Genomic DNA, 13,671 nt, shown 5'->3' on the forward strand with positions numbered 1-13,671 from the left:
GCTTCGTCCGCGCCCTGTGATTATCCCGTGTGCCCTACGGGAGCGACGGCGGGGCCATCCGTATGTCGTGCCACAGGGCGTGCGCGGCGCTCGCGCCCTCGGTGCGGTCGGCGGGCACGCCCCAGACGTGGACGGCGGGTGTGGCGGCGGTGAGCGGGGCCCACCCCGGGTCTCCGGTGGCCGCGAAGGCCGCCCAGGCGTCGACGATCCGCCGGGACAGTGCACGGTCGTCGGCGTCGGCGGGCCCGCCGGTCAGGAAGTCGACGCCCCTGGCGTCCAGGGTGCCCAGGGCGAAGGGCACGTCGGCCGCGTGCCAGGCGCGCACCGGACTTCCGTCGGGTCGGGTGCGGCGGCGGTCGAAGCGGGAGACGAAGGTGCGGCCGCCCGCGCGGGCGTGGGCATCGGCGATGCGGACGGTGGGGACGGTGAAGACCGCGTCGCCCGCGAGGGCGAGGAAGACGTCGAGTACCGGCGCGCCGGGCATGAGGTCGCGGTAGGCGGCGACGAGGTCCAGAGGGAGGCCGTAGTCGGCGGCGAACCGGGCGAGGCCGTCGTCCGTGGTGACCGGCGGCATACTGCCGACCTGGTGCATCAGCCAGTACTCCTCGGTGGTGTGGCAGACGAGGAGGTCGACGGGGCGGGGCGCGCCGTCGGAGGCCGGGGCCTCGACCGGGTCCCTGCTCAGCAGCACGCCGTCGAGGACGGGGCCGTAGAGGACGGTGTCGTAGTGGAGGAAACCGGAGTCCGGATCGCCGGCGTACCGTGCCACCACCTGGTCCGATGCCTCGACGAGAGCGCCGGGGGTCGCGGAGAGCAGTCCTTCGGCGGTGGGGGCGACACCCGCGGCCTCGGCCACCTCGCGGGCCAGGCGCTCGGCGAGCTCCGGCGGGAAGAACGCGTCGGGGACGCTGTGGGCGATGGCCCGGTGGAAGAGTCCGTCGGCCCGCGCGCTGCTCATCAGGCACGCGATCGAGCCGCCGCCGGCGGACTGACCGGCCACCGTGACGTTGTCGGGGTCGCCGCCGAAGGCGGAGATGTTGTCGCGGACCCACTGCAGTGCGGCGATCTGGTCGAGCAGTCCCCGGTTGTCGGGGAAGCCGGGGACATGGCCGAACCCCTCGAATCCGAGGCGGTAGTTGCACGTCACCACGGTGAGTCCGGCGTGCGCCAGGGCGGTCCCGTCGTAGTCGGGCTGGGCGGACGAGCCGAAGGTGTAGGCGCCGCCGTGGATCCAGAAGAGCACGGGCTGCGGCTTCGAGGTGTCCGCCGTGGACCAGATGTTGAGGGTGAGGACGTCCTCCCGGTCCGCGCGCCAGACTGGGGCGCCCGGGAGCTCCGCGGACTGCGGCGCCACCGGCCCGAAGCCGGTGCAGTCGCGTACTCCGTCCCAGGCCTCGGCGGGCATCGGCTCCCGGAAGCGGCCGGCGCCGAACGGCGGTGCGGCGTACGGGATGCCCAGGGTGACGCGCAACCCGTCGACGACCGTGCCTCGCACCGATCCCTGCTTCGTCACCACGATGTCCTCGGCGGCACGCGCACGCACAGGCGGAACTCCCCCTCTTGGTCGTCGCCGCCGGTGTCTCCGTGCGACGGGACACCCTCGCACGCGACTGGGGGCCGGGCAATCGAATAAAGATCATTCCGGGGCGGCGGTGTCCGGCGCGGCGGGATCGCCGTCCAGGGGCTGTTCGGCCCAGATCACCTTGCCCTCCCCCGTGTAGCGGACGCCCCAGCGCCGGGTGAACTGCGAGATCAGGAAGAGGCCGCGGCCGCCCTCGTCGGTGGTGCGCGCGTGGCGCAGATGAGGGGAGGTGCTGCTGGCGTCGAAGACCTCGCAGATCAGGGTGCGTTCGAGGATGAGCCGCAGTCGGATCGGTCCCGAGGCGTGCCGGATGGCGTTGGTGACCAGTTCGCTGACGACGAGTTCGGTGGTGAAGGCGAGCTCCTCCAGCCCCCACGCGGCCAACTGGCGTGCGGTCATCACCCGGGCGCGGGCCACGACGGCCGGTTCGGCGGGCAGTTCCCACACGGCGACCTTCCCTGCCGCCAGGCTGCGGGTCCTGACCAGCAGGAGGGCCGCGTCGTCGGTGTAGGGCCTGCTGGGCGCCAGTTCGTCGACGACGCTGCGGCAGAGTTCGTCGAGCGGCAGGTCCCGCGACCGCAGGACGCGGCCCAAGCCTTCCTTGCCCGCGCCGGGCACGGCGATCAGGCCCTCGGTGTAGAGAGCCAGCACGGTGCCCTCCGCCAAGGGCAGTTCGACGGACTCGAACGGCAGCCCTCCGATGCCCAGGGCCGGGCCGGGAGGCAGCGCGGGAAAGTCGATGGTTCCGTCGGGGGCGACGACGGCGGGCGCGAGGTGACCGGCGCTCGCGAGTTCGCAGCGCAGGCTGACGGGGTCGTAGACCGCGTACAGGCAACTGGCACCGACGGCCCCGAGGTTGGCCTCGCCGCCGATGCCGGCCTCCCGCCCCTCCCGTGTCGCCTGGAGGACGAGGTCGTCCAGGTGGGCGAGGAGTTCCTCGGGCGACAGGTCGAGGTCCGCGAGGGTCCGGACGGCCGTACGGAGCTGGCCCATGGTCGCGGCGGCCTCGATACCGTGCCCGGGCACCTCACCGACAACGAGGGCGACGCGGGCTCCCGAGAGCGGGATGACGTCGAACCAGTCTCCGCCGAGGCCGGAGAGTTCGTCGGCGGGACGGTAGAAGGATGCCGCGTCGACGGCTTCCTGTTGCGGTACTCCGTGGGGAAGGAGGCTGCGCTGGAGGACGAGCGCGGCGGCACGCTCGCGGGCGTAACGGCGGGCGTTGTCCAGGCAGACGGCGGCGCGGGCGACGAGCCCCTCGGCGAGCCGCAGGTCGTCCTCGTCGAACGCCTCGTCCCGCCGCGAGCGGAAGAACGTGGCCACGCCGAGGGTGACGCCCCGGGCGAGGATCGGCACGACCACGGCCGTGTGCGCCAGGGCGTCGGTGGACGGCCGTCGGGTGGAGTCGGCGGATGGAGGACGCGCCGGCTCCGCCGACGTGGACGGTACGGGTTCGGCGGAAGGGGGCTCCGCAGGCGCGGCGGGGGCGGAGCGTACGGCGTCGGCGGAGGGGGACTCCGCAGGCGCGGCTGGTGTCGCCTGCCCGGGGGCCGCGGTCGCGAACGGTCCCGTACTGTCGCGGAGTTCCGGCCCCCTGGCCGGAAGGGCCGACTCCCTGCCGGCGGCGTCCAGTCGGGCGGCGATCCAGGACCGGCCGTGGGCCAGGCAGCCGATCTGGGGGGACGACGGCAGGTAGGCGGCCTCCTTCCCCGGCTCCACCACCGCCTCGGACGCGCCCGCGCGCGCCATCTGGGCCCCCGCGCGCACCAGCCGTACCGCCGTGGCCCCGGCGGTCGGGCCCGCCGCCGGCTCGGCGCCCCGGATCACGGAGTCCAGCAGGTCGACGGCGACGAAGTCGGCGAGCCCGGGCACGGCCACATCGGCGAGGTCCTGGGCGGTCCCCATGACGTCCAGGCTGCGGCCGATGCGTTCGCTCGCGAGGGCCATCAGGGCGAGCCGGAGGCGCGCGCGGTAGCGGTCGGTGATGTCGACGACCGCGTAGCAGACCCCGAGGGGGCGGCCGTCGTCGTCCTCGAGCCGGATGAACGACATGGAATGGGCGTGGTCCCGGCCCGGAACGGCCCGGGTGCGGCCCACGTGTTCGTACCCCGTGACCGGGTCGCCGGTCTCGAGGACCTGACGCATCTTCGACTCGACGAGCTCCGCGTTGAGGCCGGGCTGGATCTCCGCGAGCCGTCGGCCGCGGCGCTCGTCGGCGCGGCCTCCGCCGAAGTGCTCCAGCGCGGTGTTGGACCAGACGCAGCGCAGCTCGGTGTCGACCAGCGCGAGCCCGACGGGGGCCTCGGTGACCATCCGCTCCAGCAGGGCGGGCCCCATCGTCCACTGGCGGGAGCGTGCCGCTCCGGTGGCCACGGCCAGCCAGCGTGCCGGAGTCGCGTCCTCGGGCAGGGGCAGCAGGGTGATGTCGACGGCGATGTCGCGGCCGTCACGGTGGCGTGCGAGGACGACACCCGACCAGCCACCGTCCGTCGTGCAGCGCTCCGCGATGGCGGGCAGGCGTGCGACCTCGCCCGGGGCGAGCAGGGACTCGACGTGTCGGCCGCGCAGCGCCTCGAGCGAGTGGCCGAGGAGCCGCTCGGCGGCGTGCGGGCGGCCGATGACGACCCCGTCCTCGTCGAAGAGGAGGACGGCGGAGCCCGCGACGCCGAACGCCGTCGTCTGCCCGGTGGTGTCTGTGTCCTCGGGTCTCCCCACGGCCGTCGGCTCCGTTCTCGGCTCCCACCCTGTTTTTCCCTTTTATCACACTGCGTACGCTTCATCCGGGCACTGCGCGGCCGTCACCCCTTCGGCGGACGGGCCGGGTTCCCGCCCCGCCGGAGAGGTTAGTCAGCAGTCAAGGACCGACGACCCGGAAGGCGGGCACGTGACTCGACCGAAGATCCTCGTGGTGGGCGCCGGCTTCGCCGGGGTCGCCTGCGTGCGTCGACTCGAGCGGCGGCTGACCGCGAGGGAGGCGCACATCTCGCTGCTCACGCCGTTCTCGTACCAGCTGTATCTGCCCCTGCTCCCCCAGGTGGCGGCGGGGGTGCTGACACCGCAGTCGGTCGCGCTGTCACTGCGGCGGAGCGAGCGGCACCGGACCCGGATCATTCCGGGCGGCGCGGTCGGCGTGGACACGGCCGCGAAGGTGTGTGTCGTCCGGACGATCACGGGTGAGCTCGTGAACGAGACGTACGACCATCTGGTGCTGGCGCCCGGCAGTGTGACGCGGACCTTCGACATCCCCGGTCTGAGCGAGCACGCGCGGGGGATGAAGACGCTCGCCGAGGCGGTGTACATCCGCGACCATGTGATCGCCCAGCTCGATCTCGCCGATGCGGGCCAGGACGAGGCCGAGCGCGCGGCGCGGCTGCGGTTCGTGGTGGTGGGCGGCGGATACGCGGGGACGGAGACGGCCGCGTGTCTGCAGCGGCTCACGCACAACGCGGTCAAGCGGTATCCGCGCCTGGATCCGAAGCAGATCAGATGGCATTTGGTGGACCTCGCCCCCAAGCTCATGCCGGAACTCGGCGACAGGCTCGGGGGCGCGGCCATGGAGATCCTGCGCCGACGCGGGATCGAGGTCTCGCTCGGCGTCTCGGTCGCCTCCGTCGACGACGATGCGGTGACGCTCACCGACGGGCGGGTGCTGCCGAGCCGGACCCTGATCTGGACGGCCGGGGTGGCCGCCAGCCCGCTGATCGGCACGCTGGGCGCGGAGACGCTGCGGGGTCGCCTCGTGGTGACGCCCGACATGGTCGTGCCCGGCCTGGACGGGGTGCACGCCCTGGGCGACGCCGCGGCCGTACCGGACCTGGCCAAGAACGAGGAGGGGGCGATCTGCCCGCCGACCGCGCAGCACGCCCACCGTCAGGGCAAGCAGGTCGCCGACAACATCGTGGCGACCCTCCGGGGCGAGCAGACGTACCCCTACTTCCATCGGGACCTCGGTCTGGTCGTGGATCTGGGCGGGCGGGACGCCGTCTCGAAGCCGCTCGGCGTGGAGCTGCACGGGACGCCCGCCCAGGCGGTCGCCCGCGCGTACCACTGGGCGGCGCTGCGAACCCAGGTGGCCAAGACGCGTGTGATGACGAACTGGCTGCTCAACGCCGTGGCCGGCGACGACTTCGTGCGTACGGGGTTCCTGGCGTCCCGGTCCGGGACGCTGGCCGACTTCGAGTACACCGACGCCTATCTCACCCCCGAACAGGTCCGGGAGCACACCTCGGCTCTGCGGACTCAGGGCTGAGGCCACGGCGCCGGTCCGACGGGCCGCGGTCACGCTCACGCCCGGCACGGGCACGGCCGGTCCACTCGGTTTCGGCCGGCGCCGGCGCGGTGGGTCAGAGCCAGCCGTTGCGGCGGAAGCTTCGGTGAAGGAGGACGCAGGCGGTGGCCATCGCGGCGACGACGATCGGGTAGCCGTAGGTCCAGCGGAGTTCCGGCATGTGCTCGAAGTTCATCCCGTACACCCCGCAGACCATCGTCGGGACGGCGATGATCGCCGCCCATGCCGTGATCTTGCGCATGTCCTCGTTCTGGGCGACGGTCACCTGCGCCAGATGCGCCTGGAGGATCGAGTCGAGCAGGGCGTCGAAGGACGTGATCTGTTCCGTGACCCGGGAGAGGTGGTCGGCGACGTCGCGGAAGTACGGCTGTATGTCCGGGCCCACGAGCGCCAGCGGCTGCGCGGCGAGGGCCTGCAGCGGGCGGTCGAGAGGGGTCACCGCCCGCTTGAGTTCGAGCAGTTCCCGCTTCAGCTGGTAGACGCGACCGGCGTCGCCGCGGGAGGACTGCTCGCTGAAGACTGCCGTCTCGACCGCGTCGATGTCGTTCTGCACGGCGTCGGCGACCGCGAGGTAGTCGTCCACCACGTGGTCGGCGATGGCGTGCAGGACGGCCGCGGGACCCTTGGCCAGCTGCTCGGGCTCCGCCTCCAGCGCTTCGCGCAGCGGCCCGAGCGAGCCGTGCCTGCCGTGCCTGACGGTGATGACGAAGTCGGAACCCGTGAAGACCATGAGCTCGCCCGTGTCGACGACCTCGCTGGTCGCGGTGAGCTCCTCGTGCTCGACGTAGCGGACCGTCTTGAAAACGGCGAAGAGCGTCTGGTCGTACCGCTCCACCTTCGGCCGCTGATGGGCGTGTACGGCGTCCTCGACGGCCAGCGGATGCAGCCCGAAGAGCTCGGCGAGTCCGGCGAACTCCTCGACGGACGGCTCGTGCAGCCCGATCCATACGAACCCGTCGCCGGACTTGCGTACCCGTCGGACCGCCTCCTCCGCGGGGCAGGGCCCCCGCTGCCGCGCCCCGTCCTCGTAGACCACACAGTTGACGACCGCGGTCCCCAGCGGCGAGCGCGCCGGGTGGCTGAGGTCGACGGTGCGGCGGTAGGCGCGGCGGACGGTGCGCCGGAGGTTGCGGATGATGGGCACGTGGGGCTCCTCGGGACGATCAGCGGTCAGTGTGCCATCCACCGGCTGTGAGCGGGACTCCTGACAAATGTCACAGGGTCCCTGTGCACAAGATCCTCCCGGGGGTGGAGGTCGGGCCGAGCGCGCGGGCCGAGGATGAATCCACCGCATTCGAACGAGGGAAGCAGGATCCACCCATGTCTTCGTCCCGCAGGGCCCGACTGTCGTCCGTCGCCGCGGCCACCCTGATAGCACTCTCCGCCTCGGCGTTACCGGCACAGGCCGTCACCGCCGAGCCCGGCTCCGCCACGGCCGCGTCCCCCGTCGCGGCGGCCCTCCCCGGCCACGGTCTCGACCGCGCGGCGCTGCGCGGCTCGCTCGACGCCTTCCACAAGGCGGGGATGTACGGCGCCTATTCGGCGGTCCGCGACGGTTCCGCGCAGTGGCGGGGCGCCACCGGTTTCGCCGACGTCGACACCCGTCGGCCCGCCCGGCCGGACCTCGAGCACCGGGTCGGCAGCATCACCAAGACCTTCACGGCCGTCGCCGTCCTCCAGCAGGTCGGGGCCGGACGCATCGACCTGGACGCTCCCGTCGGCCGCTACCTTCCGGACGTCGTGCCCGGCGAGCGAGGCCGGCAGGTGACCGTGCGGATGCTGCTCAACCACACCAGCGGCATCGCCGACTACGTCCTGCCCGCCTTCCCCGGCATCCTCGAGAACCCCGGCAAGACCCTCGACGAGAACCGGCTGCGGCACATCGCCCCCGAGGAACTCGCCCGCCTGGGACTCGCGGCCCCGCCCGTCGCGCAGCCCGGGAAGCACTCGTACTCCAACACCAACTACATCCTCGCCGGGATGATCCTGGAGCGGGTCACCGGTCAGAAGGCCGAGACGTACATCACCCGGAACGTCATCCGCAAGGCCGGCCTGCGCCACACCTATTTCCCGCGTACCGCGTCCATCCAGGGACCGCACGCCAGGATGTACGAGTCGTTCTTCGGTCTGATCGACCCGCCCCGCGACTACAGCGACTACGACATGTCGTGGGCCGGGACGGCCGGCGCCCTCGTCTCGACGACGGGCGACCTCAACGACTTCTACCGCGCGCTGCTGAAGGGGCGGCTGCTCGGTGCGGCCGAGCTGCGCGCGATGAAGACGACCGTCCCCGCGTACGAGACGGAGCCGGGCGAGGAGTTGAGGATGGGCTACGGCCTGGGGATCTACACCCTCAAGATGCCCAGCGGCGGCTGGTACTGGGGGCATGACGGAGGCGTCTTCGGCGCCGGTACATGGGCCCTGTCCACCGAGGACGGCCGTCGCCAGGTCGCCATCGGCTACAACCTCATGAAGTACCAGCGCTTCGACGAGCAGGGCCGCCCGCTGCCGGACCCCGTCACCGACGCGCTGCGCGCCCACGTCGACGGGGCCCTGTCCGGCGCGCCCGCGCCCGCCCGCGGTGATGCTCCCGCGTCCGCCCCTGGTGTGGCGCCTCAGCGTGCCGAAACCCTGCCCGGCCTGCCGATCGGTCCGGACGCCATGCACCAGGCGTCCCTCCGGTAGACGCGCCCACTTGCTCCGAGTGTCCCGGTTCCCGGCCGCCCCCCGGCGGCCGGGAACCGGCGTCAGCGGGACTGCAGGGCGTCCAGGGCGACGGCCTGCGCTATCGCCAGGCGGCGATCGAGGTGCGCGTCGCCGATCTCCAGCACGTAGCGGTCCCGCAGGCCGAACTGCTTGTTCACCGACATGACCGAACGGCCGTCGACCGCGAAGTCGAAGTGGTACGGCCAGGCGAACGGCAGCACGTCGACGAACGGGATCAGGTCCCAGACCCTGCGGACGACGGCCACGGTCATGTTGCGCTCCACACCGGTGGTCTCGGCACCGGCCCCCTCCTGGTTCATGTGCCAGGTGCTGCGCAGCAGGGAGGCGGCGAAGTTCTTGCGGAGCGTGCCGACGGGGCTGCCCGAGGCAGCGCGTATGTCGTAGGTCGCGCCGAGATCCACGATCTGCCGGGCCTGGAAGGTGAAGAGGACCTGCCGCTGGGACTCGTCCGTGTAGAAGGTGATCTGCTCCTTGAGGGCCATCCTCTTCTGGTGGGCGAACGCGACGACCTCCCCGTCGGCGCCGTCGGGTCCTGCTGCGTGCACCACATATCGATTGGCCATCGGCGTGAGCTTCTGGCGGATGTGGAAGCGGTGCTGCGACTGCTCGAGACCCACGGTGCACTCCACGTTCGTCGTTGACTTCACGACGATGATCGCGCCCGGTCCGAGGCCGCCGCAGTCATCGAAAGTCGTTTCCCACGACGACGAACGGATGGCGTGATCCCGGTGGACGGGACGGGCGCAGGGCCGCCGTCCCGTCCACCGGGCGGGGGTCAGCCCCGCGAGGCCGCCAGGAGTGCGTCGGAGGTGATGAGGGCGGTCGAACCCGGGGCCGTACAGGCGTAGGCGCCGGCCACCGCGCCGAGTCGGGCGCAGTCCAGCACGTCCCGGCCGGCGAGCTTGCCGTAGAGGAAGCCGCTGACGAAGGCGTCACCCGCGCCGTTGGAGTCGACGACGGGTGTGGGCGGGGCGACGGCCGGGATGTGGCGCGGGGTGGGGCCGCCGTCCCGGGTGAGGACGTACGAGCCGTCGGCGCCCGCCGTGGCGACCACGGTCTGCGCGCGGCCCTCGCGCAGGATCTCCCCCATCAGGTCCGGGGTTCGCTCGCCCGGCCCCTCGGCGCTGAAGAAGACGAGATCGGAGCGGAGAGCGAACTCCCGGTGGTGCTCGGCGAGCCCGTCCCAGTCGTGGACATCGGTGGAGACGGGTACGCCCAGAGCCTCGATGTCGTCGTAGAGGAAGCGCGTGAAGTTCATGATGGACAGGTGCGCGTGGCGGGTGCGCCGCAGCCGGGGCAGGTAGAACTCCCGGGGCATCCGCAGGTCGGCGGGGTCCCTGGCGTCGTAGAAGGACATCCGGCGCCCTGTCGCGTCCACGAGGTTGACCGCGCGGCGTGTGCCGGCGGGCGAGATCACGGGGGCGAACTCGACGTCCCCCTCGGCCATGCGCGCACGGACGAGTGCCCCGATGCCGTCGTCGCCGATGCAGTCGAGCAAGGCGACCTCGAGGCCGAGGGCGCGGGTGCCGAGGGCCACGTTTCCCCCGGTGTGCCCGGCCCATTCCTCGATCGGACCGACCTGGACCGAGTCGGCGAGCGGGACGGGCAGGGCGTCGACCCGGATCACGGTGTCCACGCCGCTGCCACCGAACACCAAGACGTCGTACTGCGCCTGTTGTTGACTCATGGTTCCGCCTCTCAGGTCCCGCCGCGGACCAGTATGGCCGGACCCGAGGTACGGATGTGATCGGAGAAGCGCGACCGGGAGGCCGCGCAGGTGAGCCTCACGGTCTCAGGACCGCGCACCGGTCACTCGCCGGCGTCGCCGCCGCGGTCGAGGCTCGAGTTGCCGTTCGTGCGGCCCGAGCGGCGTACCAGTTGGCCGGCCGCCAGGGTCACGGTGGCCACACCGCGCACCCAGCGCGGGCCGCCGCGCGCCGCCCACACGACACAGACGCACCCTCCGACGGCGAGCACGAGGACGCCGGACAGGATGAGCAGAGCCATGCTCCTCCCCCTTCCTACTGTTGCGGTCCTCGTCATCCTCTCATCGGCGAACGGACCGTCGGAGAGCCCCTCGGCACCTTCAGTCCTGGTAGTCCGGGCAGGTCCGGTCCAGGAGGCGGAGCATGGCCGCCCATGCCAGTTCGTACGCGTCGTCGTCCTGGAAGTCGGCCGTGGCCTCGCCCGTGAGTTGTCGGGCCGTGTACTCGCAGACTTCGGCGGGAGGTGTCACCAGGGGGCCGCCGCCGGCCTGGGCGGTGACCTGGATCTCGCAGGCCCTCTCCAGGTAGTACATGCGGAGGAAGGCCTGGGCGGCGGTCTCGCCGACGGTCAGCAGGCCGTGGTTGCGGAGGATCAGTGCCGGGTGGGGGCCTATGTCGGCGACGATGCGTCGCTGCTCGTCGAGGTTGAGGGCGATGCCCTCGTAGTCGTGGTAGCCGACGCGGTTGTGGAACTCCATCGACATCTGGTTGAGCGGGAGCAGCCCGTGCTCCTGCGCGGCGACGGCGCAGCCGGCCTTGGTGTGGGTGTGCAGGACGCAGTGCGCGTCGACGCGGGCGGCGTGGATGGCGCTGTGGATGACGAAGCCGGCCGGGTTCACGGGGTACGGGGTCGGTTCGACGGGGTTCCCGGCCAGGTCGATCTTGACCAGGTTGGAGGCGGTGATCTCCTCGAAGAGCAGCCCGTAGGGGTTGATGAGGAAGTGGTGCTCGGGTCCGGGCAGCCGGAGGGAGATGTGGGTGAAGATCAGGTCGGTCATCCGGAAGTGGGCCACGAGCCGGTAGACGGCGGCGAGTTCGCGGCGCAGCCGGAGCTCCTCGGCGGTCCTCGTCGGCGTTGCGGTGGTCATGCGGCGGCTCCTTCGGGGGCGGGGGCGGTCGGGTCGACGACCGGGGCGGGGACGGTCGGGTCGACGCCCGGGGCGGTCGCGGTCGGGTCCACGACGGGCGCGGGCGCGACGGGTGCGGCGGTCGGGTCCACGACGGGGGTCAGGGGGCGGCCGGTGCGGTGCCAGGCGAGGACGTTCTCGGCGGGTCCGCACACATAGGCGCGGCGCGAGGTGTCGGACAGGAACGCGCTGTGGGGGGAGAGCTGGATGCGCGGGTGGGTGCGCAGCGGATCGTCGGCCGGGGGCGGTTCCACGGGATAGACGTCGAGGGCGGCGCCCGCCAGCCGGCCGGTGTCGAGGGTCGTCAGCAGGGCTTCCGGGTCGACGAGTTCACCGCGTGCGACGTTGACGAGGAAGCCGCCGGGGCGCAGTCGCCCGAGCAGCGCTCCGTCGACGAGGCCGCGGGTGGCCGGGGTGAGGGGGACGTGCAGGGAGAGGACGTCGCTCGCGGCGGCGAGGGCGCCGAGGTCGTCGTACCGTGCGATGCCGGCCGGCCAGTGGGCCGGGGCGGTGTGCGGGTCGTACGCCGCGACCCGCCCGAAGACGGGGGCGGCGATCGCCGCGAAGGAACGGGCGATCCGGCCGAGACCGACAAGGCCCAGGGTCAGTTCGCTCGCGCGGCGCGGCAGCCGGCGCTGCCCGGCGAACTCGGCGTTCCAGCCGCCGGAGCGGACGACGGCGTCGGCCTGCGGGAGGCGGCGTACGAGCGAGAGCGTGGAGGCGAGCGCATGGACGGCGACGTCCTCGGTCGCGGCGTCGGGGAGGTTGGCCACCCACAGTCCCCGGCGTCGGGCCTCGGTCGTGTCGACCATGTCGTACCCGGCGGACATGGTGGCGAGGATTCGCAGTCCGGGCAGCCGGTCGAGCAAGGCCGCGTCGATCCGCGCGTAGCCGACGATCAGGGCGACGGCGTCCGTGGCGATCTCGGCGATGGCGTCGGTGTCCCGCGTGCCGGCGACGCGCACCTCGAAGCCTGCCTCCTCCAGCAGACGGACGCCCGGTGCGGGGTCGAGGTCATCGGTGTCGGTGAAAACGGCGACGGGCTGGTTCACACCGCCCCCTTCTCGTTCGCGCGGCTGATTCGTCTGTTGACGACGGCTAGAACTTACGATTCCTCCGAGGAAGCTGTCCACTGGCAGATGCACCGGATGCCCCGTGACGCATGTCACGAACGCGGCCCAGCCGCGCCCCGGTACCCGAGAATGACTGCGGACCCGGGCCCGAACGCCGCCCCGGGCCATCGAGCCGAGGAGATCACCGGGTGGATCTGGACCCCATCGACCTGGCCGTCGTCCGCGCCCTCCAGGACGACGGGCGCCTCGCCTACGAGACGCTCGCCCAGCGCGTCGGCCTGTCCCGGCCCGCCACCCGCGCGCGGGTCCAGCGGCTGCTGGAGTCGGGCGCGGTCCGGGTCGTCGCGGTCGTCCACCCCTCGGTCCGCGGACTGACCGCGTCCGCCCACCTCTCGATCGACGTGCACGGGGCCGCGGAGCCGGTGGGCCGCGCGATCGCCGCCCTGCCGGAGGCACCGTTCGTCAGCCTGACGGCCGGACCGCGCGCCATCATGACCGAGCTGCGCACCGAGGGCTTCGACGCCCTCGAACGGACCATCGAGCGCGTGCGGTCGACACCCGGTGTCGCGGTGGTCGACGCCCTGATCGGCACCCGCCACCTCAAGGACCCGTACCTGCTGGCGGACGAGCCGACGGCCGCCGCCCCCGACGACACCGACCTGCGGATCCTCGACGCCCTCGAACAGGACGGCCGCCTGCCTTTCGCCGAACTCGCCGAGCGCGTCGGCCTCTCCCCCGGCGCCACCCGCGCCCGTACGCTGCGCCTCCTGGACGGAGGCGTGGTGAAGGTCCTCGCGCTCGTCCGCCCCGAACTGCTGGGCCTCGGGTACCTGTGCGGGTTCGCCGTCCGGATCGAGGGGGCGCGGGAGCCCGTGGCACGAGCCCTTGCCGGGTGGGAGCGCGTGACGTTCCTGTCGGCCTGCCTCGGGCGGGCCGAACTGGTGGGCACGGTCACGGCGGAGTCCCTGGGAGCGGTGCGGGCGACCCTCGACGCGATCCGCGCCGAGCCGGGGGTGCGGGCGGTGGAGAGCTGGATCCATCTGGAGCTGGTCAAGGAGCGCTACGACCTGGGCGCGCCGACCTGGTGACACCGAGGCGCCATCCGATC

11 protein-coding genes are annotated in these 13,671 nt (G+C 72.5%); 3 read left to right on the forward strand and 8 right to left on the reverse strand.

Annotation, left to right across the window (positions count from 1 at the left end; all coding sequences use genetic code 11):
• Window positions 1-34: 34 nt before the first annotated feature.
• Both ACZ561_RS09340 and ACZ561_RS09345 read right to left on the reverse strand, forming a co-directional pair.
• On the reverse strand, window positions 35-1,543 hold the full coding sequence (locus ACZ561_RS09340) for a carboxylesterase/lipase family protein (protein WP_470991469.1): 1,509 nt from the start codon (window positions 1,541-1,543) through the stop codon (window positions 35-37).
• 93 nt (window positions 1,544-1,636) lie between these two features.
• Window positions 1,637-4,297: a SpoIIE family protein phosphatase gene (locus ACZ561_RS09345; protein ID WP_470991471.1), complete on the reverse strand. Its 2,661-nt coding sequence runs from the start codon at window positions 4,295-4,297 to the stop codon at window positions 1,637-1,639.
• Between the two features lie 169 nt (window positions 4,298-4,466).
• Here ACZ561_RS09345 and ACZ561_RS09350 point away from each other — a divergent pair, with 169 nt between their 5' ends.
• Entirely contained in the window at window positions 4,467-5,831 is a 1,365-nt protein-coding gene (locus ACZ561_RS09350; protein WP_470991474.1) for an NAD(P)/FAD-dependent oxidoreductase, read from the forward strand.
• Window positions 5,832-5,925: 94 nt separating this feature from the next.
• Here ACZ561_RS09350 and ACZ561_RS09355 read toward each other — a convergent pair whose 3' ends face one another.
• Window positions 5,926-7,014, reverse strand: coding sequence for a magnesium and cobalt transport protein CorA (locus ACZ561_RS09355; protein WP_376433000.1), 1,089 nt, complete (start codon window positions 7,012-7,014; stop codon window positions 5,926-5,928).
• Window positions 7,015-7,190: 176 nt separating this feature from the next.
• Here ACZ561_RS09355 and ACZ561_RS09360 point away from each other — a divergent pair, with 176 nt between their 5' ends.
• Window positions 7,191-8,555 (forward strand): serine hydrolase domain-containing protein, encoded by a 1,365-nt coding sequence (locus ACZ561_RS09360; protein ID WP_470991477.1) that lies wholly within the window; start codon window positions 7,191-7,193, stop codon window positions 8,553-8,555.
• Between the two features lie 62 nt (window positions 8,556-8,617).
• Here ACZ561_RS09360 and ACZ561_RS09365 read toward each other — a convergent pair whose 3' ends face one another.
• The 5 genes from ACZ561_RS09365 to ACZ561_RS09385 form a co-directional block, all read right to left on the reverse strand.
• Window positions 8,618-9,214, reverse strand: a complete 597-nt coding sequence (locus ACZ561_RS09365) for an LURP-one-related family protein (protein WP_470991480.1) — start codon at window positions 9,212-9,214, stop codon at window positions 8,618-8,620.
• Between the two features lie 158 nt (window positions 9,215-9,372).
• Window positions 9,373-10,284, reverse strand: coding sequence for a carbohydrate kinase family protein (locus tag ACZ561_RS09370; RefSeq protein ID WP_470991483.1), 912 nt, complete (start codon window positions 10,282-10,284; stop codon window positions 9,373-9,375).
• 122 nt (window positions 10,285-10,406) lie between these two features.
• The gene (locus tag ACZ561_RS09375; protein ID WP_470991486.1) at window positions 10,407-10,604 is read right to left on the reverse strand and encodes a hypothetical protein; all 198 of its coding nucleotides are present in this window, start codon (window positions 10,602-10,604) and stop codon (window positions 10,407-10,409) included.
• 79 nt (window positions 10,605-10,683) lie between these two features.
• On the reverse strand, window positions 10,684-11,451 hold the full coding sequence (locus tag ACZ561_RS09380) for a class II aldolase/adducin family protein (RefSeq protein ID WP_470991489.1): 768 nt from the start codon (window positions 11,449-11,451) through the stop codon (window positions 10,684-10,686).
• Window positions 11,448-12,542, reverse strand: a complete 1,095-nt coding sequence (locus tag ACZ561_RS09385; RefSeq protein ID WP_470991492.1) for a C-terminal binding protein — start codon at window positions 12,540-12,542, stop codon at window positions 11,448-11,450. The genes ACZ561_RS09380 and ACZ561_RS09385 overlap by 4 nt, the downstream gene beginning before the upstream one ends.
• Window positions 12,543-12,751: 209 nt before the next feature.
• On the opposite strand from ACZ561_RS09385, the gene ACZ561_RS09390 reads away from it, so the two are divergent.
• A complete protein-coding gene (locus ACZ561_RS09390) occupies window positions 12,752-13,651 on the forward strand; it encodes an Lrp/AsnC family transcriptional regulator (RefSeq protein ID WP_470991493.1) in 900 nt (299 codons plus the stop codon).
• Window positions 13,652-13,671: the final 20 nt, after the last annotated feature.

The organism is Streptomyces sp. NPDC039609, from assembly GCF_055596705.1.

Excerpts from the sequence above, each read along its gene's own strand:
- ACZ561_RS09380 (WP_470991489.1), bottom strand. The coding sequence starts at position 11,451 with ATGACCACCGCAACGCCGACGAGGACCGCCGAGGAGCTCCGGCTGCGC.
- ACZ561_RS09370 (WP_470991483.1), bottom strand. The coding sequence starts at position 10,284 with ATGAGTCAACAACAGGCGCAGTACGACGTCTTGGTGTTCGGTGGCAGC.
- ACZ561_RS09375 (WP_470991486.1), bottom strand. The coding sequence starts at position 10,604 with ATGGCTCTGCTCATCCTGTCCGGCGTCCTCGTGCTCGCCGTCGGAGGG.
- ACZ561_RS09360 (WP_470991477.1), top strand. The coding sequence starts at position 7,191 with ATGTCTTCGTCCCGCAGGGCCCGACTGTCGTCCGTCGCCGCGGCCACC.